General features: G+C 62.6%; 11 protein-coding genes, 4 tRNA genes and 9 pseudogenes. 5 read left to right on the top strand and 19 right to left on the bottom strand.

What is annotated here, in order from left to right:
* Window positions 1-49: 49 nt before the first annotated feature.
* The 9 genes and pseudogenes from PspTeo4_RS01645 to PspTeo4_RS01605 all read right to left on the bottom strand — a co-directional run bounded on the left by PspTeo4_RS01645 (window position 50) and on the right by PspTeo4_RS01605 (window position 10399).
* Window positions 50-2467 carry an efflux RND transporter permease subunit gene (locus PspTeo4_RS01645; protein WP_416196937.1) on the bottom strand — a complete coding sequence of 806 codons (2418 nt, stop codon included), beginning with the start codon at window positions 2465-2467 and terminating at the stop codon, window positions 50-52.
* Window positions 2445-3472, bottom strand: a pseudogene (locus PspTeo4_RS01640) (WD40/YVTN/BNR-like repeat-containing protein). The gene PspTeo4_RS01645 and the pseudogene PspTeo4_RS01640 overlap by 23 nt, the downstream one beginning before the upstream one ends.
* Before the next feature lie 273 nt (window positions 3473-3745).
* Complete coding sequence (gene pepN, locus PspTeo4_RS01635) at window positions 3746-6403, bottom strand: aminopeptidase N (protein ID WP_322361995.1); 2658 nt, start codon at window positions 6401-6403, stop codon at window positions 3746-3748.
* Window positions 6404-6415: 12 nt separating this feature from the next.
* Window positions 6416-7093: a DUF2797 domain-containing protein gene (locus PspTeo4_RS01630; RefSeq protein ID WP_322361994.1), complete on the bottom strand. Its 678-nt coding sequence runs from the start codon at window positions 7091-7093 to the stop codon at window positions 6416-6418.
* Window positions 7030-7245: a DUF2797 domain-containing protein gene (locus PspTeo4_RS01625; RefSeq protein WP_322361992.1), complete on the bottom strand. Its 216-nt coding sequence runs from the start codon at window positions 7243-7245 to the stop codon at window positions 7030-7032. Before PspTeo4_RS01625 ends, PspTeo4_RS01630 begins: the two co-directional genes overlap by 64 nt.
* Entirely contained in the window at window positions 7242-7502 is a 261-nt protein-coding gene (locus PspTeo4_RS01620; protein ID WP_322361991.1) for a YeaC family protein, read from the bottom strand. The genes PspTeo4_RS01625 and PspTeo4_RS01620 overlap by 4 nt, the downstream gene beginning before the upstream one ends.
* A gap of 73 nt (window positions 7503-7575) precedes the next feature.
* Window positions 7576-8544 carry a rhomboid family intramembrane serine protease gene (locus tag PspTeo4_RS01615; protein WP_322361990.1) on the bottom strand — a complete coding sequence of 323 codons (969 nt, stop codon included), beginning with the start codon at window positions 8542-8544 and terminating at the stop codon, window positions 7576-7578.
* Window positions 8541-9512: a metallophosphoesterase gene (locus PspTeo4_RS01610; protein ID WP_322361989.1), complete on the bottom strand. Its 972-nt coding sequence runs from the start codon at window positions 9510-9512 to the stop codon at window positions 8541-8543. Before PspTeo4_RS01610 ends, PspTeo4_RS01615 begins: the two co-directional genes overlap by 4 nt.
* Window positions 9512-10399, bottom strand: a pseudogene (locus tag PspTeo4_RS01605) (NAD(+) kinase). Before PspTeo4_RS01605 ends, PspTeo4_RS01610 begins: the two are co-directional and overlap by 1 nt.
* Window positions 10400-10442: 43 nt before the next feature.
* Here PspTeo4_RS01605 and PspTeo4_RS01600 point away from each other — a divergent pair.
* A complete protein-coding gene (locus PspTeo4_RS01600) occupies window positions 10443-11420 on the top strand; it encodes a DUF1853 family protein (RefSeq protein WP_322361987.1) in 978 nt (325 codons plus the stop codon).
* A 126-nt stretch (window positions 11421-11546) separates the two neighbouring features.
* Window positions 11547-12092: a cytochrome b561 gene (cybB, locus tag PspTeo4_RS01595; RefSeq protein ID WP_322361986.1), complete on the top strand. Its 546-nt coding sequence runs from the start codon at window positions 11547-11549 to the stop codon at window positions 12090-12092.
* On the opposite strand, the pseudogene PspTeo4_RS01590 reads toward cybB, so the two are convergent.
* Together PspTeo4_RS01590 and PspTeo4_RS01585 are read right to left on the bottom strand one after the other, a co-directional pair.
* A pseudogene (locus PspTeo4_RS01590) lies at window positions 12083-12981 on the bottom strand (1-aminocyclopropane-1-carboxylate deaminase/D-cysteine desulfhydrase). The gene cybB and the pseudogene PspTeo4_RS01590 sit on opposite strands and share 10 nt — an antisense overlap.
* 141 nt (window positions 12982-13122) lie before the next feature.
* Window positions 13123-15158 (bottom strand): annotated as a pseudogene (locus tag PspTeo4_RS01585) (FAD-dependent oxidoreductase).
* Window positions 15159-15476: 318 nt separating this feature from the next.
* Here PspTeo4_RS01585 and nhaA point away from each other — a divergent pair.
* The 3 pseudogenes from nhaA to PspTeo4_RS01570 all read left to right on the top strand — a co-directional run bounded on the left by nhaA (window position 15477) and on the right by PspTeo4_RS01570 (window position 19194).
* Window positions 15477-16801, top strand: a pseudogene (gene nhaA, locus PspTeo4_RS01580) (Na+/H+ antiporter NhaA).
* Window positions 16802-17027: 226 nt separating this feature from the next.
* A pseudogene (locus PspTeo4_RS01575) lies at window positions 17028-18109 on the top strand (nitrilase-related carbon-nitrogen hydrolase).
* A 24-nt stretch (window positions 18110-18133) separates the two neighbouring features.
* Window positions 18134-19194, top strand: a pseudogene (locus PspTeo4_RS01570) (AraC family transcriptional regulator).
* 154 nt (window positions 19195-19348) lie between these two features.
* Here the strand turns inward: PspTeo4_RS01570 and PspTeo4_RS01565 are convergent.
* From PspTeo4_RS01565 to purF, 8 genes and pseudogenes are all read right to left on the bottom strand, one after another.
* Window positions 19349-20230, bottom strand: a pseudogene (locus tag PspTeo4_RS01565) (DUF2242 domain-containing protein).
* Between the two features lie 217 nt (window positions 20231-20447).
* Window positions 20448-20522 (bottom strand) — tRNA-Asp (locus PspTeo4_RS01560).
* A gap of 137 nt (window positions 20523-20659) precedes the next feature.
* Window positions 20660-20736: transfer RNA gene (locus PspTeo4_RS01555), tRNA-Asp, on the bottom strand.
* A gap of 98 nt (window positions 20737-20834) precedes the next feature.
* Window positions 20835-20911, bottom strand: a tRNA-Asp gene (locus PspTeo4_RS01550).
* Between the two features lie 80 nt (window positions 20912-20991).
* Window positions 20992-21067 (bottom strand) — tRNA-Val (locus PspTeo4_RS01545).
* Between the two features lie 390 nt (window positions 21068-21457).
* Complete coding sequence (locus tag PspTeo4_RS01540; RefSeq protein WP_322361985.1) at window positions 21458-22231, bottom strand: SDR family oxidoreductase; 774 nt, start codon at window positions 22229-22231, stop codon at window positions 21458-21460.
* Window positions 22228-23439 (bottom strand): O-succinylhomoserine sulfhydrylase, encoded by a 1212-nt coding sequence (locus tag PspTeo4_RS01535; protein WP_322361984.1) that lies wholly within the window; start codon window positions 23437-23439, stop codon window positions 22228-22230. The genes PspTeo4_RS01540 and PspTeo4_RS01535 overlap by 4 nt, the downstream gene beginning before the upstream one ends.
* Window positions 23440-23454: 15 nt before the next feature.
* Window positions 23455-24959, bottom strand: a pseudogene (gene purF, locus PspTeo4_RS01530) (amidophosphoribosyltransferase).
* Window positions 24960-24985 lie beyond the last annotated feature (26 nt).

The raw sequence follows: 24985 nt of genomic DNA, 5'->3' as shown, positions 1-24985 counted from the left end.
CCTACAAGGGTGCAGGAGCCGGCTTGCCGGCGATAAGGGCCACACGGTCTCAATGGGCGAAGATCGACCCACCCTCCTTGCCCGCCAGCTTCTGCGGCTTGATCAGGAACCGCGCCAGCGCCGGCAGCAACCACAGGGCGCCGAACATGTTCCACAGCAGCATGAAGGTCAGCATCAGCCCCATGTCGGCCTGGAACTTGATTGCCGAGAAGATCCAGGTGCAGACACCGATGGCCAGGCACAGGCCGGTGAACAGCACTGCCTTGCCGGTGGAGCGCAGGGTCTGGTAGTAGGCCTCTTGCAGCGGCATGCCCGCCCGCAGGAAGCTTTCCAGGCGGCTGTAGATGTAAATGCCGTAGTCCACGCCAATGCCAACCCCCAAGGCCACCACTGGCAAGGTGGCCACCTTCACCCCGATGCCCATGAACGCCATCAACGCATTGCCCAGCACCGAGGTCAGCACCAGCGGCAGTACGATGCACAGGGTCGCGGCAAAGGAGCGGAAGGTGATCATGCACATCACCGCCACGCAGATGTACACCAGGATCAGGATGGTCAGCTCGGCCGACTTGATGACCTCGTTGGTGGCCGCTTCGATACCGGCGTTACCGGCCGCCAGCAGGAACTGCAGGCCTTCTTTGTCGTGGCTGTCGGCAAAGGCCTTGGCGGCAGCGGTCACCCGCTCCAGGGTTTCGGCCTTGTGGTCGTTGAGGAACACCAGCACCGGCGCCAGCGAACAGTCGGTGTTGTACAGGCCATCGGCGCGGGCGATGGAGTTGTTGAGGATGTCCGGGTTGCGCGACAGGGTTTCCCATTTCAGGCTGCCCTCGTTCATGCCCTTGATCACCTGCTTGGACACCGTCACCAGGGATATCGCCGACTGCACGCCGGGGGTGTTCTCCATGGTCCACATCAGCTCGTCGATCGGCGCCATGGTGGAGTGGATCGAACAGCTCTCCGACGGCGTCTTGACCATGATCACCAGCACATCGGAGCTGGTGGAATAGTTGCTGATGATGAAGTTGTTGTCCTGGTTGTAGCGCGAGTCCGGGCGCAATTCCGGCGCGCCTTGGTCGAGGTCGCCGATCTTCAGGTTCTGGCTGTACCAGAGGCCGCCAGCGAACATCACCAGGGCCAGGGCGATGGACACCGGTGCCACCTTGGAACTGGCGAAATTGGACAGCAGGCGCCAGAACGGGTGCTCGCGGGTAGCGTCCTTCTTGCTGCGCTCGATGGCCTTCTTGCTGATACCCACGTAGGAAATCGCCACGGGTAGCAGGATCAGGTTGGTAAACACGATCACCGCCACACCGATGGAGGCACCGATGGCCAGCTCGCGGATCACGCCGATGTCGATGATCAACAAGGTGATGAAACCCACCGCGTCGGCCAGGATGGCGATCATGCCCGGCAGGAACAGCTGGCGGAACGTACGCCGCGCAGCGGTCAAGGCGTTGTCGGCGTCGCTGGACTGCAACGCGATACCGTTGATCTTCTGCACGCCGTGGGAAATGCCGATGGCGAAGATCAGGAACGGCACCAGCATCGAGTACGGGTCCAGACCAAAGCCGACTGCATGCATCAGCCCCAGCTGCCACACCACCGCCACCAGGGTGGTGATGAGCACGGCGATGGTGCTGCGGATGCACCAGGTGAACCAGTACAGCAGCACCCAGGTGATGACCAGCGCCACACCGAAGAACATCGCCACCATCACCAGCCCGTCGATCAGGTCACCGACCTTCTTGGCGAACCCGACGATGTGAATCTTCACATTGGGGTTCTGGGCCTGGAACTTGTCGCGAATCTTCTCTTCCAGCTGATGGGAGAACTGCTGGTAGTCGAGCTTGATCAGCTTGCCCTGGTCCTGTGGGTCCGGGTAGCTCTCCAGCAACGGCACATCGACGATGCTGGACTTGAAATTGTTGCCCACCAGGCGCCCCACCTGGCCCGACTTGAGCACGTTGTCGCGTAGCGCGTCGAGGCTCTCGGCCGAGCCGTTGTAGGTGTTGGGGATCACTTCACCACCGGAGAAACCTTCTTCGGTGACTTCGGTCCAGCGCACGCTGGGGCTCCACAGCGACTTGAGCCCGGCGCGGTCGACCCCAGGAATGTAAAACACTTCGTCATGGATCTGACGCAGGGTCTCCATGTAGTCCTTGTCGAAGATGTCGCCATTGACCGCCTCCACCGAGATACGCACGGTGTTGCCGAGGTTCGCCAGGTCGTTGCGGTGCTCCATCATCTGCTCGATGAAGGGATGCTGCAGCGGGATCATCTTCTCGAAGCTGGTGGAGGGGCGGATCTGCGTGGCCTGCCAGAACAGGAAAATGCTCACCAACAGGCACAGCGCAATGACCGCTGGGCGATTGTTGAAAATCACCCGCTCCAGCAGCGTGGTTTTTCCTGATGGTGAGGGTGCATGCTGATGCTCTCGCGACTGGTCATGGGCGCACCTCCTTAGCACCTTCGGCGGTGGCCAAATGCACACCTCCCTGCCCCACCAACAGCAAGCCACCATCGGCCAGGCCACTGACGCCCGCCAGGGCGATGCGGTCGGCGCGGTTGTAGACGCTGAAGGTCTGGCCATCGTCGTGGCTACGCAGCACGCTGCCACCGTTGCCGACCAATACCAGGGTGCCATCATCGAGTAGCGTAGCGCTTGCCAGGCCGAATTCGAGTGCGCCGCGTTCGGCCTTGAGTTCGATCGGCTGCCAGCTGTCGCCAAAATCGGTGGAACGGAACAGGTTGCCGCGCAGCCCGTAGGCCAGCAGCGTTCGGGGCTGGGCGGTGCCGATCACGCCGAACAGCGAACCCTCGTAGGGGCTTCGACCTTGGACCAGGTCTGGCCGTTGTCGCTTGAGCGGAACATGCTGCCCTGTTCACCGACGATGAACAGGCCGGCGTCCTTGATCTGGGCAATGCCATTGAGGTGCAGCTGGTCGGGGTTGTCCAGGCGCTCGGCCACATCCTGCCAGTGCTGGCCACCGTCAGTGGTTTCCAGCAACGCCCCATAGGCGCCAACGGCGAAGCCGTGCTGGGCGTCGAGGAAACTGACATCGAGCAACGGCGCCTCGCGGGACAGGTCTTCGAACTGCTTGCTCCAGGTGGCACCACCGTCGGTGCTGGCGAGGATCTGGGCATCGTGGCCGACCGCCCAGCCGCGTTTGTCGTCGAGGAAGAACACGGCGGTGAGCAACTGCCGGGTGGGCACCCGGGCTTGGGTCCAGGTCTTGCCCTGGTCATCGGAGAACAGGATATGGCCGCGGTCACCCACCACCACCAGCCGTTTGCCAGCATGGGTTGCGTCGATCAACAGGCTTTGGCTGGCCTTGGCCGACTCGGTGGAGTATTCCTCGGCGGCGGCCGCTTGCGCGCTGTCCGCCCACATTCCCAGTGCCAGCGCCAGCATCGCGCCAGCCGCCAGCGGCCAGGCACCACGCCTGGCCTGTGTCATTACCCGCTCCCTCATGACCGTCCCCTGTTGTGTTCTTCTTGTTGGGTCAATGCCTTGCAGGTACTGCGAAAAGCCTGTGGTAGAGCCCTGCAATAGCTTGAGGTCATCCTAGCGGGGGAATCGCGCAATTACAACGTGCGGCGCGTTATGTTTTGTTAACCGCAAAAAATTGGGGCCGCTGTGCGGCCCATCGCAGGCTTCGCCAGCTCCCACGGCCCTGATGCGGTTCACAGTGGGAGCTGGCGAAGCCTGCGATGGGCTGCACAGCAGCCCCCATTTACACCTGACTCAAGCCAGGCTCTTGCTCACCACTTCATACACATCGCTGGACAGCGCACCCGAAGCCAGAATCCGCTCCAGCTCCCCTTTCATCAGGGCCTGACGCGCATCGTCATACTTGCGCCAGCGAGTCAGCGGCGCCAACTGGCGCGAGGCAATCTGCGGGTTCAACGCATTCAGCTCGATCACCAGGTCCGCCAGGAAGCGATACCCGGAGCCGTCGGCCGCATGGAAGTTGACCAGGTTCTGCCCGGCGAAAGCACCGATCAGCGCACGTACCTTGTTCGGGTTCTTCAAGGTGAAGGCCGGGTGCTGCATCAGCGCCTTGACCCGTGCCAGGCCACCCGGCAACGCGCTGGCCGCCTGCACGCTGAACCACTGGTCCATGACCAAAGGGTTGTCCTTGAAGTGCTCGGCAAAGGCCTCCAGAGCCTTGGCCCGCTCAGCTTCGAACGACGAGTTGACCAGCACGGCCAAGGCCGTCAGGCGCTCGGTCATGTTGTCGCAGTGCTCGAACTGTTCCAGTGTCGCGTCCAGCACTTGCTGCTTGCCGCTGAGCATCAGGTAGGACAACGCGATGTTCTGCAGGCTGCGGCGGGCAAAGTGCTCGGCCTCGGCCACATAGGCAGTGTTGCGCGATGTCTCACGGTTGGCCTGGTAGCGGGCCCACAGAGCATCGAACAGCTGCTGGGCGATCTGCTGGCGGGCGAACTCGCGGGCCGCATGGATCGCGTCCACATCAGCTACCTGGCTGATCTCGGTGAGGTAGGCCTCACCCGGCAGCGACAGCATCTCGGCGACCATGGCGGGGTCGAGCGATTCGTTGCTCAGCACGGTGCCCAAGGCGGTGATCAGACGCTGGTCGAGCTTGAGCGCTTCACCGCGCTGATGCTGGCCAATCAGCTCCTGCAGCACTTGCACCGACAACTGCTGGCCCGCTTCCCAGCGGTTGAAGCCATCGCTGTCATGCTGCATGAGGAACATCAGCTGGTCGCGGTCGTACGGGAAACTCAGCTTCACCGGTGCGCTGAAACCGCGCAGCAGCGAGGGCAGCGGCTTGGCCGGAATGCCTTCGAAGGTGAAGGTCTGCTCGGCCTCGGTCACCGACAGCACGCGGGTAGTGCCCGCAGCTGCAGACTCGCCCGCCAGGCGCAGTGGCAAGTCGTTGCCCTCGGCGTTGAGCAGGCCCAGTTCCACCGGAATCACGAACGGCTGCTTCTCGACCTTGTCAGGCGTCGCCGGGCAGCTCTGGCGGAAGGTCAGGCTGTAAGTCTGGGCCGCGGCGTCAAAGGCTTCGCTGACCTCCAGACGTGGGGTACCGGCCTGGGTGTACCAACGCTTGAACTGGGTCAGGTCGACGCCGTTGGCGTCTTCCATGGCCTTGATGAAATCGTCGGTGGTCACCGCCTGGCCATCGTGGCGTTCGAAGTACAGGTCGCTGCCCTTGCGGAAGCCTTCGGTGCCCAGCAGGGTGCGAACCATGCGCACCACTTCGGCGCCCTTCTCGTAAACGGTCAGGGTGTAGAAGTTGGAGATCTCGATGAAGCTGTCCGGGCGCACCGGGTGGGCCATGGGGCCGGCGTCTTCGGCGAACTGGTGGGTGCGCAGGTAGGCGACGTCCTCGATGCGCTTGACCGTGCGCGAGTTCATGTCGGCACTGAACTCGGCGTCGCGGAATACCGTGAAGCCTTCCTTGAGCGACAGCTGGAACCAGTCGCGGCAGGTCACGCGGTTGCCCGACCAGTTGTGGAAGTACTCGTGGGCGACCACGCCTTCAACGCGCTGGTGGGCGGCGTCGGTGGCGGTTTCGGCACGGGCAAGCACGCAACTGGAGTTGAAGATGTTCAGGCCCTTGTTTTCCATGGCGCCCATGTTGAAGTCGTTGACCGCGACGATCATGAAGATGTCCAGGTCGTATTCACGGCCGTAGACCTCTTCGTCCCAGCGCATGGACTTCTTCAGGCTGACCATGGCGTGGTCGCACTTGTCGAGGTTCTCTTCCTCGACGTAGATACGCAGGGTCACTTCACGGCCGGACTGGCGCGTGAAGCTGTTCTCGACACACCAAAGGTCACCGGCCACCAGGGCGAACAGGTAGGCCGGTTTCTTGAACGGGTCTTCCCAGGTTGCCCAGTGCCGGCCGTCCTCCGCCGGGCCATCGCCGACGGGGTTGCCGTTGGACAGCAGCACCGGGTAGCGATGCTGCTCGGCGATGACCGTGGTGGTGAAGGTGCTCATCACGTCCGGGCGGTCGAGGTAGTAGGTGATCTTGCGGAAACCCTCGGCCTCGCACTGGGTGCAGAACATCTTGCCGGACTTGTACAGGCCTTCGAGGGCGGTGTTGCTCTCGGGGTGGATCTTCACGCTGGTGTCGAGGGTGAAGTGCTCGGCTTTCGGCTGCACAGTCAGGCTGTCGGCGTCGAGCTGGTAGTCGCCGGCATTCAGTTCGACATCGTCCAGCGACGCCCGCAGCAGTTGCAGTTGCTGGCCATCGAGCACCAGCGGCGGCAGGCCGGCACCACGCTCGGGGTTGCGGCGCATGACCAGTTGCGCATGGACCAGGGTGTGGTCCTCGAACAGCTCGAAGGTCAGGTGCGTCTCGTCGATCAGGTACTCAGGGGCCTGATAATCCTTGAGGTAGATCACTTGCGGTTGTTCGGTACGCATGGTGACGATCCTTTACTGAAGCACGGCCAGTTGGTAGGCCGTGTACTTGCGAATGTTGATCACGCCGGTGTCGAAAATCAGGTACTGGCCCTTGATGCCCAGCAGCGTGCCTTCCACCACCGGGTTCTTGTCGAGGTTGAAGCTGACGATCTTTTTCGGGTAAGCCTCGACCGGGTAACGCATCTCGACCACTTCGGCATCCGGCAGCGGCTGGATGGCCTGCAGGCCGAAACGCTCCTGCAAGCCGCGGATGCCGTCGGCGCAGGCGTCGAAAATCTGCTCGCGGATAGCCGGAAGGTCGAGCACCTCGGCATCGCCCTTGAGCAAGGTGCGCCAGTTGGTGCGGTCAGGCACCTGGCTGCGCAGCACGTCTTCGACCAGGCCCGATTGTTGACGGGTGGCCACGCGCATGATCGGCAGCGCCTGGCTGGCGCCCTGGTCTAGCCAGCGGGTGGGCAGTTGGGTAGCGCGAGTGATGCCGACCTTGATGCCCGACGAGTTGGCCAGGTACACCACATGGTCGGTCATGCAGAACTGCTCGCCCCAGGACGGTTCGCGGCAGGTGCCGGCGTCGTAGTGGCATTTTTCCGGAGCCATGATGCACACATCGCACTGGGCCAGCTTGGTCATGCAGGGGTAGCATAACCCTGGCTGAAACTGGTCTTGGTGCGTTTGCCGCAGTGGGTGCAATGGATGGCGCCGAGGTATTCCAGGCGGATCGACTGGCCGATCAGCGGGTTCACCGGCACCTGGGTGTCATCCAGGCGGAAGCTGTACTGCACGACCGGTGCTTCAAGGCGCACCGCCATCTTGCTCAAAGAGCCACGAGCGAGTTCGATCAATGTACCGAGTCCGACTTGAACAGAATGTTAGGAATCGGCGCGGATTTCGACGAGCATTCCTGCGGGCCCATGTAACCGGTGCGCTGGTCTTCGGGCAGGTTCTTCATCTCCCAGGCGATCACGGCCTGCAGCGATAGCTCTTTCTGCTCGGAAGTGAGCTTGCGGCCATCGGACCATTTGCCGATTTCCACGGCCGTTTTCAGGCTTTCGTAGATTTCAGGGGTAATGTTTTCGATCATTTGCGCGAAAGTGGACATAGCGTCTCCTGGGGTTGTACGAAAATAGCCGAGCGGCGATCAGGCAAGGCGAAAACAGGCGAGGAAGCGGAGTTTACGGGTTGTAAATGAGCATTCCGAGCCTGTTTTCAACGCAGCATGATCGTCGCGCAGGCATTTTTCGTACAAAGCCTAAATCAAGCCGACAGTTTACGCCGGGCCAGGCCCCACCCAAGAGGCCCGTCAAGCATCCGATGAGCAACCCGCCGACGTGGGCGGCATTGGCGATCTGGCCGAAGCCGAGCTGGCCGACCACGCCGGTCAGGCATACCACCAGCCAGATAAGCATCATTACCAGCACGCCCTTGGGCAGGCTGAATAGTGGGTTCGGTGCCAGCCACTGGTACAGCCAGACATGCCCAAGCAACCCGTACAGCACGCCGGACAGCCCGCCGAACAGGCTCGGTCCACTGGCGAAGTGCTGGGCCACGTTGGACACCAGGCTGAACAGCAGAGTCAGTGACAACAGCATCCACGGCCCTGACGCAGCTCGATGCGCTTGCCCAGCTCCCAGTACCACAGGCCGTTCATCGCCAGGTGCAGCACCCCAAAAGTGCAGCAGCATGGGCGAGACCAGGCGCCACCATTGCCCATCGTCCAGGCTTTGCGCCAAGGGGGTGAAGTACAGGTAATCGCCCTGGACGCGGAAATCCAGAAAGGTGAACCAGCCGATGGTGGTGAAGTTGTCGCCCAGGCCAGTGAGGCCGGCGACCACCAGGCAGAGGAACAGGATGAAAGCGGTGACCTTGCAGGCGCGGGCTTGTTCGGCCAGCGAGGGCGAAGCTGGAACATTCGCGGGTAAACCCGCTCCCACAGGGTCATCAGCAGCCTGTATTTCGGCGTTGCCGTCCGGGAATCGCTGGTAAAGCTGCAGGACGTTGGCAGCCATGCTTTCCGGCGCCCAGAGTACCTGAGCCTCGCCCTCCACGATCACCCGGTGCGGCACCTGCAAGCGTTGCAGCAGCTGGATGAAGCCGCTGAGGTCGACCGTCAGCGGCAGGCGTATCACTTCGACGACGTTCATTGGTTGGCCTGCGGTCGGTCGACGTCCACCCAGACGAACTTGTGCGGGTCGATGCGGGTTTCATCATCCAGCCGGTAGGCCACCAGCTTGCCGTACAGCACGGCGCTGTAGTCCAGGCAGGCCAGGTTGCCGCGGATCGGCGCCGGGCGGCCACTGCGCCAGTAATGGCCGACGAACAGCATCGGCTCGTCCTCGGCATAGCGCAGCAAGGCGTTTTTCTCGGTGTGGCTGAGCGGTGTCCGGGCCACTTCCTCGGGCAAGGCATCGGGTTGGAACACGATGTCGCCGTAAGTCTGCGGGTCTTCCTCCCAGAACTTGGTACGGAAGAAGGCTCGGGTCAGGCCATCGCCACCGGTCAGCGTCAGGCCGTCCGGCAGGCGCATGTCGGTGCCGCGCAGCAGGCGATTGCACACGTTGGCGGCGAAACTGCCGGACACTGCCGACGCCTGGATGAAATGCTCGTCGATGCGCCCTTGCGGGTATTGCTGGCGCAAGGGTTCGATCAGACGCGGGTCCCAGCAGGCGTGCACCAGGCGGAACCGCCCGGCATCGACGAACAGTGGCATGTCATAGAACCACTGCAGGAAGTCGTGCCAATCGCCCGGATGGTGAGCGAACTGGGTCAGGGTCTCGTCGATCAGGCGGGCATGACGCGGTGTATGTTCGCGCACATAGGCCTTGCCAGTGCCGGGCAGCGCCGGGGTTACCCAGCCCAGGGCGTTGTACTCGTGGTTGCCCATGATGCAGAACGCCTGGCCGGCTTCGACCATGTCGTGGACGATGTGCAGCGCCTCGCGAATGCGCGGCCCGCGGTCGACGATATCGCCCAGGAACAGCGCCTGGCGCCGAGGGTGACGCCAGACACCGCCAACCCGCTTGTAGCCGAGGGCGTCGAGCAGCCGTTCGAGGGTCAGTGCACAGCCGTGCACGTCGCCAATGATGTCGAAACTTCGCGCCGGATCGAGCATCAGTCGTCCCTACCTCCCAGGCGGCTGCCCCAGCCGAGCTTGGTGCGCAGACCTCGTAGTAGTTATGGTCCAGCGGATGGATCAGGCGCAGTTTCTGCGGTTTCTTGCTTACGGTGATGGTGTCGCCGGGGGCGCAGGTGAAGTGGTTCTGGCCATCACAGGAAACCTGCGGGTAGATCTGCAGGTCCTTGGACACGACGATTTTCAGTTCGCTGTTGCCATCCACCACGATCGGCCGCCCCGACAGGGTGTGCGGGTACATCGGCACGATGACGATGGCGTCGAGCTTGGGGTGCATGATCGGCCACCGGCGGACAGCGCATAGGCCGTGGAGCCGGTGGGCGTGGCGACGATCAGGCCGTCGGCCTTCTGGCTGCAGACGAACTGGCCGTCGATGTAGATCTCGAACTCGATCATCCGCGTCGACTTGCCAGGGTGCAGCACGACATCGTTGAGCGCATCGCCCTGGCCGATGGCCTCGTTGTGGCGGCGCACCTCGGCCTGCAACAGGAAGCGGTTTTCCACCAGGTAGTGGCCATCGAGCACTTCGGCGACCTTCACCTCCAGCTCGTCCGGGCGGATATCGGTAAGGAAGCCCAGGTTGCCGCGGTTGATACCCAGCACCGGAATATTGTGGCGGGCCAAGGCGCGGGCGGCGCCCAGCAGGCTGCCGTCGCCCCCACCACGATGACCAGGTCACAGACCTCGCCCAGCAGTTTGCGCGTGGAGGTCTGCAGGCCGTGACCAGGCAGGACTTCGGCGATGGTGTCCTCGAGGATCACATGCAGGTGGCGATCGAGGAGGAATTTTTTCAGTCGGCGAATGGTGTCGAGCACCTGCGAGCTGCCAAGGCGTCCGATGATACCGATATTGCGAAATTGCTCCATGGGGCTCCTGCGAGGCTCTGCGGCGGGTGACTATGCCAGGATTATGGGCGAAACGACCGGGCAGCGGCAAACCGGCTATGCTCGCAGGATGATGCCTTTCGCCGACCTGGGCGACCTGCCCCGCCAACTACGCCGCCCTGTGGTGCGCGACTTGGCCTGGGTGCTGCTGTCGCCGCCGCTGCTCAGTGCCCCTCCCTGCCCCCAGCGCCATCCGCTGGCAGGCAGTGCGTGGGCGCACGACACACCGCGCCTGGAGCGATGGTTGCGGGCGCTGGATGCCGATGACCGGCCCCTGCATGCATGGCTGGAAAAACTGACCAGTCAGCGCCTGGGCTTGTACTACGAAAGTCTCTGGCAGTTTGCCCTGCACCACGCGCCGGGCGTCGAACTGTTGGCATCGAACCTTGCGATCCGGTCGGGCGGCAAGACCCTCGGTGAACTGGACATCGTCTTGCGTGACCCGCAGGGCACGCACCACCTGGAACTGGCGATCAAGCTGTATCTGGGGCCGGCAGATGGCCCTGGGCTTGATCCTCAGCAGTGGCTAGGGCCTGGCTGCCATGACCGACTGGGTACCAAGCTTGCGCACCTGGCGGACCATCAGCTGCCAATGTCGGCTGACTCGCGCAGCCAGGAGGCACTGTCGACACTTGGGATCGAGCAGGTGCAGGCGCACCTTTGGCTGGGTGGTTATCTGTTCTATCCATGGGCCGGGAAGACTGAACCGCCTGATGGGGCTAATTCACAGCACCTGCGGGGGCGATGGATCCGCCGCAGTAGCTGGGCAGGTCAAAGGGATGAACGCTGGCAACCCCTGCCGCGGCATGCCTGGCTGGCGCCAGCGCGGGTCGAGGATGCTGATGGCTGGCCACCGGGGACATTCCAGAGTTGGCTGGCGAAACTGGATGCGCTGGCACCGGCGCAATTGCTGGTGAGGCTGGAACCACAAGCTGACGGTTCCTGGCAGGAGGCTGAGCGGGTGTTTCTGGTGGCTGACTGCTGGCCGCATCTGCCGAAATGACAGCAGGGCTGTTGCAGATAACGAAATTTCAACGACCCAGCGCAAATAATTATTTCCGCCAGCTATTACAGTTAGCAATGAGCGCCACCAAGAGCGCCACCATCGACCTGATGACGAGGACCAACCATGGTTTCATCCACCCCCGCGACCCATTACGCGCGCCTTTCCATCGCCCTGCACTGGCTGATGCTGGTGTTGCTGGCCGTCGTTTACGCCTGTATCGAGTTGCGTGGCCTGTTCCCCAAGGACAGTGCCGAACGCAACCTGATGAAGGACCTGCACTTCATGCTGGGCCTGACCGTGTTCGTGCTGGTCTGGTTGCGCCTGGCCGTACGCGTGAGCCGCCCGACCCCGCCCATCGTGCCCAAGCCACCGGCCTGGCAAACCGGCCTTGCGCACCTGATGCACCTGGCCCTGTACCTGCTGATGATCGGCTTGCCGCTGGCCGGCTGGCTGATTCTGAGCGCCGCCGACAAACCGGTGCCGTTCTACGGATTGGAACTGCCGCACCTGATCGGCGCAGACCCGGACCAAGCCAAGTTCATCAAGGGTTGGCATGAGCGCGTGGGCAGCTGGGGCTACTGGCTGATCGGCCTGCATGCACTGGCCGGGCTGTATCACCACTACGTACAGCGCGACAACACACTGCTGCGCATGCTGCCCTACAAGTAACCGCGCTTACCCTGCAGGCCACCGGTATGCAGGAAGATCAGGCGAGTGCCGGGCGCGAACAGCCCGGCCTCGACCTGCCCCTTCAGGGCTAGCAGTGCCTTGCCCGTGTAAAGCGCCTCGAGCGGCACGCCATTGTGCTGCTCGCACGTTTCGATGAATGCCAACAGTTCATCATCGAACTTGGCAAAGCCGCCACGGCAGGCCTCGTGCAACTGGTATCCGCCAGTGCCGACCAGCTCCGTTACCGCCTGCGGCACACCATGATCCCACGGCACCGCCAAGGCACCATGAACGATGCGCGCGCCTGCCTCAGCCGTGACCAGGCCCGCCAGCGTGGTACCGGTACCTGCGGCCAGCCACCAGGCGTGATAGTCCGGCCAACCCAAGGCGGCCAGTTGCGCCTGGGCCTGCTCGACGATCAATGCACAACCTTGGGCACCCGCCAACCCGCCACCGCCCTCGGGTATGCAGTGCCAGCCTGGGTAGCGGGCCTGCCAAGGCGCCCAGAACCCGGGCTCATGGCGGGCTCGGTAGCCACCGTAGCCAAGCCAGTGCAGCTCCATGCCCAGCGCCTGCAAGTCGCGAACGGTGGGCGTGTCCTGGGCGTGGCCGCGCAGCAGGCCCGCCGTGGCGAAACCGAAGCGTTTGCCGGCAGCGGCCAGGGCGTGGAGGTGGTTGGAGTGGTTGCCACCGAGGCTGATCAGGCCAGGGCGCCTGCTTCATAGGCGTACTGCAGGGGGTGGCGAAGCTTGAACCATTTGTTGCCACTGATCAGCGGGTCGATCAGGTCCAGGCGCAGGATGGCGGCTTCGACATTCGCGCTTTCGAGCCACGGCAGGTGCATGGGTTGCAGAGGGGCTTGGGGGAGTTGGAGGAAGCTGTTGGACATGAGTATCGGCCTGGTTCGAGGCGCCAGTCTAACAGTGAACGATAGGGGCCGCTGTGCACCCCAATCGCCGGCAAGCCAGCGCCTACAGGTACGGTGGTGAACCTGTAGGAGCCGGTTTGCTGGCGACTGAGGTGCAGTGCGTCAGAGCTCCGCCGCCAAGCGCGACCCTTGGTTGATCGCCCGCTTGGCATCCAGTTCGGCAGCCACGTCGGCACCACCAATCAGATGAACCGACTGCCCCGCCGCTACCAGCCCTTCATGCAACTCACGCAGCGGATCTTGCCCGGCGCAAATCACCACGTTGTCCACCGGCAGCACCTGCGGCTCGCCTTCGCCGATACGAATGTGCAAGCCGTCATCGTCGATCTTCAGGTACTCGACACTGTTGAGCATCTGCACCTGCTTGTTCTTCAACCCCGTGCGGTGGATCCAGCCGGTGGTCTTGCCAAGGCCGTCGCCCACCTTGGATTTCTTGCGCTGCAGCAAATACACCTGGCGCGCCGGCGCATGCGGCTCGGCCGTGACTCCAGCGACGCCACCTCGCGCTTCGAGGTGCGTGTCGATGCCCCACTCCTTCCAGAACGCATCACGATCCTGGCTGCTGGCCACGCCCTGATGCACCAGGTATTCAGAGACATCGAAGCCGATACCTCCGGCGCCGATCACCGCCACGCGCTTACCGACCGGCTTGCGCTCGAGCAACACGTCCAGGTAGCTGAGAACCTTGCCATGCTCGACGCCCGGAATAGCCGGGGTACGCGGCAGGATACCGGTCGCCAGGATGACCTCATCGAAGCCACCCTCCACCAGTGCCTTGACGTCAACACGGGTGTTCAAACGCAGCTCTACGCCGGTGCTCTTCACCTTGTTACGGAAGTAACGAAGCGTTTCGAAGAACTCCTCCTTGCCCGGCACCCGTTTGGCGACGTTGAACTGGCCACCCACCTCTGCGGCCGCGTCGAACAGTGTCACCTCATGACCACGTTCGGCGGCAACCGTGGCGGCGGCCAGGCCAGCAGGGCCGGCGCCGACCACAGCGATACGCTTGACCTGAGTGACCGGCAGGTAATTCAGCTCGGTCTCGTGACAGGCACGAGGGTTGACCAGACAGCTGGTCAGCTTGCCGCCGAACGTGTGGTCGAGGCACGCCTGATTGCAACCGATGCAGGTGTTGATTTCATCGGCTCGACCTTCGGCGGCCTTGTTGACGAAGTCCGGGTCGGCAAGGAACGGCCGGGCCATCGAGACCATGTCGGCATCGCCCTCGGCCAGCACGGCCTCGGCCACTTCCGGGGTGTTGATACGGTTGGTGGTGATCAGCGGAATCTGCACCACGCCACGCAGCTTGGCGGTGACCTTGGTGAAGGCCGCGCGCGGCACTTTGGTGGCAATGGTCGGGATGCGCGCTTCATGCCAACCGATGCCGGTGTTGATCAGCGTCGCGCCCGCACGCTCAATGGCCTTGGCCAGCAGTTCGATTTCATCCCAGGTGCTGCCACCTTCGATCAGGTCAAGCATCGACAGGCGGAAGATGATGATGAAATTCGGCCCCACCGCCTCGCGCACGCGGCGGACGATCTCGACCGCCAGGCGCATGCGGTTTTCGTAGCTGCCACCCCAACGGTCTGTACGGTGGTTGGTGTGCGCGGCCAGGAACTGGTTGATGAAGTAACCTTCCGACCCCATGACCTCGACGCCGTCGTAACCGGCACGCTGGGCCAGCACGGCGCAATTGACGAAGTCAGCGATCTGCTTCTCGATACCCGCCTCGTCCAGCTCCTTGGGCTTGAACGGGTTGATCGGCGCCTGAATGGCGCTGGGCGCCACCTGGCGTGGGCTATAGGCGTAGCGCCCGGCATGGAGGATCTGCAGGCAGATCTTGCCGCCAGCAGCGTGCACGGCCTCGGTGACGATACGGTGCTTGTCGGCTTCTTCCTCGGTGCTCAGCTTGGCAGCACCGGAATAGACGCCCCTTCATCATTGGGCGCGATGCCACCGGTCACCATCAGGCCGACGCCGCCGCGCGCCTGCTCGGCAAAGTAGGCCGCCATACGCTCGAAACCGCCAGGGCGCTCTTCCAGCCCCGTGTGCATCGAGCCCATCAAGGTGCGGTTACGCAAGGTGGTAAAGCCCAGATCGAGCGGGGCCAGCAAGTGTGGATAGCGGTCGGCAGCCATGGAACGGTTCCCCATGTGGCGTGATCACGGAATGCAGGCACCTCGCACGCTGGCGGGACCCGTCGTTTATCTGCAGCGACATTAAACAGCCGTTTGAATGGGCTCAATGATCAGAAATTACAACTTACTGATCAAAATGCACAGGCGCTTTGCCACACGATGTGTCAGGTCATTCAATTCAAGCCGACGCTGCTGTACAATGCGCTCCGGGTGCTAGCTGCATAAAGCAGTGACGCAGGTTAAAAAGACACGCAGGTCGGGCCGCCTTGCGGGAGATCTTGCGCCTATGCAAAAACCAAGTTAACCCGTGCCCAGCGACTGGCTGCCCGAGCCTTCGCTAATTTCGAACGCTTCCTGCATATCGAAGCCGTCAGTGGTGTCGTCCTGCTGATCGCGGCCGTCGCCGCACTGATCTGGGCAAACTCCCCCGCAGCCGCCAGTTACGATGCGCTCTGGCACACCCCCATTTCCTTCGGCATCGGCTCGCTGGTGGTCTCGCAGTCGCTGCATTTCTGGATCAACGACGGCCTGATGACCATCTTCTTCCTGGTCGTCGGCATGGAGATTCGCCGCGAAATCCATGAAGGCGCCCTGGCCAGCCTGCGCCAGGCCACACTCCCCATGGCCGCGGCCATCGGTGGGGTGGCGGTGCCGGCACTGATCTACCTGGGCTTCAACCATGCCCCGGCAGAGCAGCAAGGCTGGGCCGTGCCCACCGCCACCGACATCGCCTTCGCAGTCGGTGTCCTGGCGCTGCTGGGCAAGTCGATTCCCGCCAATGTGCGCGTCTTCCTGCTGGCACTGGCGATCATCGACGACATCATCGCCGTGCTGATCATTGCCTTCTTCTACTCCGGCGGCCTCGACTACAGCGGCCTCGCCGTGGCCGCGGTGGGCCTGCTGATGGTGGTAGGGCTGCAGAAGATCGGGGTCGGTTCGGCGTATGCCTATGTCATCCCTGGTTTCATCACTTGGCTTGGCATCCTCATGACCGGTGCCCACCCGACCCTGGCGGGCGTAGCGCTCGGCCTGATGACCCCCGTTGCCGCCATGCCCATGCGTGAGCGCCCATTGGATGCGATCTCGCAATTCACCGGCGAATGCTGGGCCGCGCCCAGACTCCGGAACAAGACCACCATCAACTGATGGACCCACTCAAGCGCCTGCGCCTGGCACAACGCGAACTGGTCCCACCAGTGGTGCGCATGCAGGGCCATCTGCACCCCTGGGTGGCCTACGCCATCATGCCGCTGTTCGCCCTGGCCAATGCTGGCGTCAGCCTTTCCGGTGTCGACCTCTCCGCTCCCGGGCCTTACTGGGTGATGACTGCCGTTGCGGTCGCACTGGTGCTTGGCAAACCGCTGGGCATCGTCAGTGTCAGTTGGCTGATGGTCCGGCTGGGCTGGTGTTCGCTGCCAGCCGGTGTGACCTGGGCGGGCATCACCTTGATCGGCTTGCTGGCCGGCATCGGCTTCACCATGTCGATCTTCATCGCCAACCTCGCCTACGCCGACCCTGCTGCCCTGGGTGCTGCCAAACTCGGTGTGTTGTCCGGCTCCGTCATTGCAGCCGTGGTCGGCCTCACGTGGGGCTTCTGGAGCCTGCGTCGGGCCGCGTCCAGCGCCAAGGTCGAGACGACCTGAGCCTGTCGCTTTCCATGCTCCGGTCTGCCGACAAATCGCGTCGGCAGGCCGGGCATCGACCCGGGCATTGATCACCAGCCCTACCCTGAAACCCGCCGATCATTTACCCTTTCTGACAGCTGCACGCTGCCGCACCGAATGCTCTGCTTTGCTGCATGACCATTTCGCCCCTCAACCGACAGTAAGGCTTCATGCGAAAACTCTGGCAAGCGCCCTGGCGCTGGTAATGATCGCCGCTCTTTGCGGCTACGGCTTCTGGACCCAGCAACGCCCTGAAGGCCATTACCTCTCGGATCTGCGCATCGAACTGGCGCTCAACCACGGTGCGCCGGGCGAGCACGGCAACCTGCTGGGCGTGGAGCCCTGCTCTACCCCAGCGATTACCAGAACCTGCAACGCCTGCACCGCAAGCTCTCGGCCTATCTGGAGCAGGCGCGCGCCCAAGGCCTGGTTGGCCCACGCACGGTGGTGGTGCTACCCGAGCACATCGGAACCTGGTTGTGGGCACGGGGCGAAAAGAACGAGTTGTACCAAGTCACCCACAGCCAGGAGGCCTTGCAGTGGCTGGAGCTCAGCAATCCGCTGCGGTACGGCCTGGCAATGTTCAACGCAAGCGGCGATGACCGCCGCGCCGATGCCCATCTGCGCATGAAAGCGCAGCAGATGGCCAGCGACTACCAGTTGCTGTTCGGCGGCCTGGCCCAGGAGTTCGGGGTCACCCTGGTGGCCGGATCCATCGTTCTGCCCGCCCCTTACATAAAGGATGGCGTGCTGCATGCCGGGAGTGGCCCGCTGTTCAACAGCAGCGTGGTGTTCGCCAGCAACGGTTCGCCTCTGGGCCAGCCCCAGCGCCAGCAATTCCCCGACAGCGAGTCGCGCCGCTACATTCACGATGGCCGTCAGCAACCATTGCAAGTGTTGCAGACCCCGGCCGGGCGCCTCGGCGTCCTGGTGGGCAGCGACAGTTGGTACCCGTCGAACCACCAGCAACTGGCACGACAATCGGTGCAGCTCATCGCCAATCCAGTGTTCCTGAGTGGTAAAGGCAGCTGGCAAACGCCATGGCGTGGTAATCGCCATCAGGACGCCACCGTTGAACTGGCCTTGCAGCGCGGTGAAGTCAGCGAGCAAACAGCCTGGCAGCGCCTGAGCCAAGCCACTGACGCAAGTGTGAGCAGCATGAGCGTGTTCATGCGCGGTCAGTTCTGGGAACAAGGCAGCGACGGTCAGGGCTTTGCCCATCAGGCCGGCGAGCTGCTGGCCGGCCCGCCCAGCCAGGGCGCCCGCTTGCTGAACCTTTGGTTGTGAAGGCATGGCACGCCCCGAGTACGTCTGGGCGACCTGTCGGTAGGCTTCGTCCAACCCTTGGCAGAGGCACTGCGCGAACTCGACCATGATCCAGCGCCCTGCTGCGCCGTTACGGCCTGGATGCCCCGCGCCTATCAGAAGCCAATGCGCGCTTGTCGATTCCTCGCTACATGCACCTGGGCCATGCGGCCATTGAACTTACCGGTGAACCGGCATTAGGCCTGCACATGGGCCGCCTGAGCCACCTGGCCCAGGCCGGTTTGGCGGGTGTAACGGCCGCACAGGCGCCTAACCTGGGTGAGGCTGCCCGCACCCTGCTACGCTTCGAACCGCTGTATGCCGCAAACTATCGGGGCCATTCCAGCTTCCTGGAGGATGAGCAAGGCGCCTGGCTGCGCTTCTATTCCATCAGCCCATACAACGCTTACAACCGCTTCGTGGTGGATTCACTGCTGTCCGGCTGGCTGGCCCAGTTGGCGGGCTGGCTGGCGCCCCCTGCAAGCCGAACGCCTGGAAGTCGAGTTCGAAGCCCCCGACTACGCCGCTCATTATCAGCCCCTGTGCAGCACTGCCGTGCAGTTTGGAGCAGGCAGCAACCAACTGCGCCTGAGCAAGGCGACGCTGAGCCTGGCCAACCCGCACCATTGCCCGAGCACCTGGCAACACCTGCTGCAACTGTGCGAAGCACAGCTGCTCCAGCGCACGCGGATACGCAGCCTCGGCGAACGCATCACTCACTTGTTGGGGCCCTTGCTCAACGGTGGCCGTGAACCCGACCTGGAAGAAGTAGCACTGCACCTGCAGCTGCCCAGCTGGACCCTGCGCCGCAAACTGGCGGAGGAAGGTACAGGGTTTCGCAGTCTGCTAAATGACACGAGACGCGACCTGGCCGAGACCTATATCCGCGATACGGAATTGGCCTTCGGCGAAATCGCCTATTTGTTGGGGTTTGCATCGGCAGAAGCCTTCCAGCGCGCATTCAAGCGTTGGACCGGCCTCACACCGGGGCGTTCCGGCGCAGCCAGCGCCGTGAGGGTCAGAGCTCGGTAGCGTCGTCGGCCGGCTCTGGGGTATCCAGCTCGTAAGCCTGGAATTCAAGCAGCTCTTCCTGATAATCATCCATTGCCCTGCGTCCTCTTCACTCGTTCATTTTCGTTGGTCATGTCTTCAACCTAAGCAGGCAAGGTGAAGGAATGATGACAAGCTTATGAGTGGTAAACGTAGCAGGTGTTCAGGAAGTTAGCGCTGCTCATCTGTAACAGTGGATGTGGTCGTGGTGGTGGCCGTTTCCGTGGTGCTGGTAGCGTCCTGAGTCTGTGCCTGAATCGGCGCAGGTTCAGCGGGTGGCGCGACAGGCTGCGAGCCTTGGCTGTCATCGACCACCGGGGCCGCTTGCACTTCACTGGCAGGTGCGACGCTGGCAGGCGCTGATGCTTCGGCAGCCAACGGCGCTGCAACGGGCGCCTGCAGGGCTGCGGCGGGGCCGGCGCAGCCACCGGGGCGGCCGACGCCTGCTCCGGCAAGCCGAGGTCAGCTGCCGGCTTCTCTGCCTTGGGCGCCTCAACCTTCGCTTTCTGGGGTTTTGCACCTTCTTCGGTTTTGGCAGGTAACTCTCGACCAACGCGAAGTAGCGATCATAAAACTGCGTAGCAGTCACCGTCTCACTGGCGACCTTGACCATCGAGTCGTCGCTGGAACCGATCGGCATGGAAACCGAGCCGAGCACACCTACGCCAAGGCTGGCCGAGGTATTGGACTTCTTCAGGCTGTACCGGTCCTGCAGGGCGTTGGCGAACATGGTCGAACGCTGATCATCGCTCACATCGGGCGCACAGGTGATGTTGAAGCTGATCTGCAGGTGGTTTTCGCTGTTCTGCTGGAAACTCTTGTTGCCGGTCACCTGATTGGCGCCGCTACTGGTGATGATGTAGCCCTGGCTGAGCAAGGCACGCCGCGCGGCCTCGCAGGAGCCGGCATCGCTCACCGGGAAGCTGCGCGAGAAGGTCCCGAGTCATCGAAGTTCTCGTGTTCGTAGATAGCGGCTTTTTTCGAGGAGCAACCGGACACGCCCGCCAGCACAAGGGCCAGCCCGAGCGCACCAAAGACGGATGATCTGGTCATTGCGAATTCCGGGTAAGTCGAGAAGGTGTCTATTGTGCAACACACTGGCAGTGACTGAAACCGCTGATCGGTGAAGAGTGTGTCAGCTTCTTGTAAATTCGGCCTGAGAATTTGCGGCGCGCTTGCCGAACCTACCGAGGCCAGTAGAAACAAAAAAAGCGACCCTAAGGTCGCTTTTCATGTTGCTTCGAGGTGTTCAAGGACCTCGAGGCGAAGATGGCGCAGCGGACGGACTCGAACCCGCGACCCCGGCGTGACAGGCCGGTATTCTAACCGACTGAACTACCGCTGCGTATCGCTTGGGCTTGCGCCCGGTGAAACTTGACCTACTCTTCCTCGTGCTCGGCACTTGGTAGCAGGCACAAAAAAAGCGACACGTTTATCGCTTCCTTTGTTGCTTCGAGGAGTTCAAGGGCCTCGAAACGAAGATGGCGCAGCGGACGGGACTCGAACCCGCGACCCCCGGCGTGACAGGCCGGTATTCTAACCGACTGAACTACCGCTGCGTATCGTTCAGGCTTTCGCCTGATTGAAACTGGGATCAGCCTCAGGCATATTTGCCTTTAGCTTCAGACCGGTGCCAGGCACCCATCTGTTGAAAAAGTGGCGCAGCGGACGGGACTCGAACCCGCGACCCCCGGCGTGACAGGCCGGTATTCTAACCGACTGAACTACCGCTGCGCATAGTGGCTTATCAGGCCTTGTTCCTCTCTGGCGTTCAGCTTCTTTCGAAGCGTCCTGCACCAGGAACTCTCAGGAAGTGGTGGGTGATGACGGGATCGAACCGCCGACCCTCTGCTTGTAAGGCAGATGCTCTCCCGGCTGAGCTAATCACCCTTCTCTGTGTCACTTCGCATCGCTGAGTATCGCTACTCTTTACCGCTTGGCGTTTTACCGCTTCGCGTTGCGTGTTGCGTTTGCTTCGCTGAGGCCGCGAAATTTACGCAGGTAACGAACCTAAGTCAATACCCCCATTGAATTTTTTTTCAAAAAGGGCAAAAAAGGGGTTTGCCCATCCATGGAGTTTTGGCTGCCTGCTTCGGCCTTATCGCCGGCAAGCCGGCTCCCACACCGAAGGTGTCAGCCTTAAGCCATGCTTCATCCTGTGTGAGCCGGCTTGTCGTGGCGACGAACCGCAGCGATGAGGTCGACACAGCCAATGACAGAGTCAAGGAAGACAGAAACAAGAAAGGGACCTTGCGGTCCCCTTCTCTTGTAGCTGTCTGCTCAGGTGTAGATCATCTTGCGGGTCATGCCGCCATCGACCACGAACTCCTGGCCGGTGACGAACCCTGCCTGACGCGACAGCAGCCATGCCACCATCGCCGCGACGTCTTCCACGGTCCCTACCCTACCCGCTGGATGCTGGGCATGGTCCGCCTCGGTCAATGGCTCGGCACGGCGCTGCGAAGGGTCTCGCGCATCGATCCAGCCGGGGCTCACCGCATTGACACGAATCTCCGGCCCCAAGCTCATGGCCAGGGCATGGGTCAGCGCCAGCAGGCCACCTTTACTGGCGGCATAAGCCTCGGTGTCCGGCTCCGATTGCCGCGCACGGGTCGACGTCAGGTTGACGATGGCTCCTGCGTGCGCACGCAGGTACGGCGCACAGTGCTTGGCCAGCAGCATGGGGCCATTGAGGTTGACCGCCAGCACCTTGTTCCACTGAGCCAGGCTCAGGCTTTCCAGGGTCTGGTTGTGCGGGTTGGCAATAGCCGCGTTGCACACCAGTGCATCCAGGCGCCCAAACTGCCCCAGCACCTCGGATACCCCGGCGCTCACCTGGGCCTCGTCGGCCACATCCATGGTGATGAACCAAGCGTTTTCACCCAAGGCCTTGGCCACCTTGGCCCCACGTTTGCGGTCCAGGTCGGTCAACACCACTTGCCAACCTTCGCAGATCAGCCAGGCGGCAATGCCCAGGCCGATGCCGCGAGCAGCCCCGGTCACCAGGGCTACCCGGCCGTTATGGCCCGGCCCACCGCCTTTCCAGTCGATCACAGTGCAGCCAGACCACGCGCCAGGTCAGCTTGCAGGTCGGCCACGTCTTCAAGGCCGACGGCAACACGGATCAGGCTGTCGCGAATGCCCGCCGCTTCACGCTCCTGCGGCGTCAGACGACCGTGGGAGGTGGTGGCCGGGTGGGCGATGGTGGTCTTGCTGTCGCCCAGGTTGGTGGTGATGGAGATCATCCGGGTAGCGTCGATAACGCGCCAGGCCCCTTCCTTGCCGCCCTTGACCTCGAAACTGACCACCGCGCCGAAGCCACTCATCTGGCGCTTGGCCAGCTCGTGCTGCGGGTGGCTGGGAAGGCCAGCATAGTGCACCTTCTCAACGCCTTCCTGCTGCTCCAGCCATTCGGCCAGTTGCTGAGCACTCTCACAGTGAGCGCGCATGCGCAACTTGAGGGTTTCCAGGCCTTTGGTGAAGATCCAGGCATTGAACGGGCTGAGGGTCGGCCCCGCAGTACGCAGGAAACCCACTACTTCCTTCATGTGCTCGGCACGGCCGGCAACCACGCCACCCATGCAACGGCCTTGGCCGTCGATGAACTTGGTCGCGGAGTGGAAGACGATGTCGGCACCCAGCTTGAGCGGTTGCTGCAGCGCTGGCGTGCTGAAGCAGTTGTCCACCACCAGCAATGCGCCATGGGCGTGGGCAATTTCGGCCAGGGCACTGATATCAACCAGCTCGGCAAGTGGGTTGGACGGCGACTCGACGACCAGCAGCTTGGTGTTGGCCTTGACGGCCTTCTCCCAACCACCCAGGTCGGCCAGCGGTACGTAGTCCACCTGCACGCCAAAACGCTTGAAGTACTTCTCGAACAGGCTGATGGTCGAACCAAACACGCTCTGCGAGACCAGCACGTGGTCGCCAGCGCTGCACAGCGACATGACCACAGCCAGCAGCGCCGACATGCCGGTGGAAGTCGCCACGGCCTGTTCGGCACCTTCCATGGCCGCCAGGCGCTCTTCGAACGCCCGCACGGTCGGGTTGGTGTAACGCGAGTAGACGTTGCCTGGGGTTTCACCAGCAAAGCGCGCGGCTGCATCGGCAGCCGTGCGGAAGACATAGCTGGAAGTCAGGAACAGCGCTTCGCTGTGCTCGGCCTCCGGTGTACGACTCTGACCGGCACGTACCGCCAGGGTGTCGAAACCGACACCCTCGAGGTCACTGTCCAGTCGTCCGGCATCCCATTGATCCGTCATGCCGTCGCTCCCAAATCAGTTGTTGTAGAGGTCGATGATTGCGCTGACTGCCTGGTTCTTGACCTTGGCCAGATCGTTACGGGCCTGTTCGATACGGTCCAGATAGGCTTCGTCGATGTCGCCGGTGACGTATTCACCATTGAACACCGCGCAATCGAAGTGCTCGATCTTGATCTTGCCGCCACCGACCGATTCGATCAGGTCAGGCAGGTCCTGGTAGACCAGCCAGTCGGCGCCGATCAACTCGGCCACCTGTTCGGTGGTACGGTTGTGGGCGATCAGTTCGTGAGCGCTCGGCATGTCGATGCCGTAGACGTTGGGGTAACGCACCGCAGGGGCTGCGGAGCAGAAGTAGACGTTCTTGGCGCCGGCTTCGCGAGCCATCTGGATGATCTGCTTGCAGGTGGTGCCGCGCACGATCGAGTCGTCGACCAGCATCACGTTCTTGCCGCGGAATTCCAGCTCGATGGCGTTGAGCTTCTGGCGTACCGATTTCTTGCGCGCGGCCTGGCCGGGCATGATGAAGGTACGGCCGATGTAACGGTTCTTGACGAAACCTTCGCGGAACTTGACGCCCAGGTGGTTGGCCAATTCCAGGGCCGCAGTACGGCTGGTGTCCGGAATCGGGATGACCACGTCGATGTCGTGGTCTGGACGCTCGCGCTGGATCTTCTCGGCCAGCTTCTCGCCCATGCGCAGGCGTGCCTTGTACACCGAGACACCGTCCATGATCGAGTCAGGACGTGCCAGGTAGACGTGCTCGAAGATGCACGGCTGCAGCTTCGGCGCATCGGCGCACTGCTTGGTGTACAGCTGGCCTTCCTCGGTGATGTAGACCGCTTCGCCCGGAGCCAGGTCGCGGATCAGGTGAAACCGAGCACGTCCAGGGCAACGCTTTCCGAGGCGATCATGTACTCCACGCCTTCATCGGTGTGACGCTGACCGAAGACCACCGGGCGAATGCCGTTCGGGTCACGGAAGCCGACGATGCCGTAGCCGGTGATCATCGCCACCACCGCGTAACCACCCACGCAACGGCTGTGCACGTGGGAAACCGCGGCGAACACGTCCTCTTCGGTCGGTTGCAGCTTGCCACGCACCGCCAGTTCATGGGCGAAGACGTTCAGCAGCACTTCCGAGTCGGAGTTGGTGTTGACGTGGCGCAGGTCGGATTCGTAGATCTCCTTGGCCAACTGCTCGACGTTGGTCAGGTTGCCGTTGTGCGCCAGGGTAATGCCGTACGGCGAGTTGACGTAGAACGGCTGGGCTTCGGCCGAAGTCGAGCTGCCCGCAGTCGGGTAACGCACGTGGCCGATACCCATGTGACCGACCAGGCGCTGCATGTGGCGCTGCTGGAAGACATCGCGCACCAGGCCATTATCCTTGCGCAGGAACAACCGGCCGTCATGGCTGGTCACGATACCGGCAGCGTCCTGGCCGCGGTGCTGGAGGACCGTTAGCGCGTCATACAGCGCCTGATTGACGTTCGACTTACCGACGATACCGACGATGCCACACATGCGACGCAACCCCTACTTTGATGAAA

Source organism: Pseudomonas sp. Teo4, from assembly GCF_034387475.1.
In the GTDB taxonomy this organism is placed as follows: domain Bacteria; phylum Pseudomonadota; class Gammaproteobacteria; order Pseudomonadales; family Pseudomonadaceae; genus Aquipseudomonas.
Note: the sequence above shows the minus strand (reverse complement) of the source record. Positions and strands in the feature narration are given on the sequence as shown.

What these genes read in the sequence shown, in the direction of transcription:
- PspTeo4_RS01620 (WP_322361991.1), bottom strand. Translation starts at nt 7,502, where the DNA reads ATGTCCACTTTCGCGCAAATGATCGAAAACATTACCCCTGAAATCTAC.
- PspTeo4_RS01600 (WP_322361987.1), top strand. Translation starts at nt 10,443, where the DNA reads ATGGGCGAAACGACCGGGCAGCGGCAAACCGGCTATGCTCGCAGGATG.
- cybB (WP_322361986.1), top strand. Translation starts at nt 11,547, where the DNA reads ATGGTTTCATCCACCCCCGCGACCCATTACGCGCGCCTTTCCATCGCC.
- pepN (WP_322361995.1), bottom strand. Translation starts at nt 6,403, where the DNA reads ATGCGTACCGAACAACCGCAAGTGATCTACCTCAAGGATTATCAGGCC.
- PspTeo4_RS01535 (WP_322361984.1), bottom strand. Translation starts at nt 23,439, where the DNA reads ATGACGGATCAATGGGATGCCGGACGACTGGACAGTGACCTCGAGGGT.
- PspTeo4_RS01615 (WP_322361990.1), bottom strand. Translation starts at nt 8,544, where the DNA reads ATGAACGTCGTCGAAGTGATACGCCTGCCGCTGACGGTCGACCTCAGC.
- PspTeo4_RS01610 (WP_322361989.1), bottom strand. Translation starts at nt 9,512, where the DNA reads ATGCTCGATCCGGCGCGAAGTTTCGACATCATTGGCGACGTGCACGGC.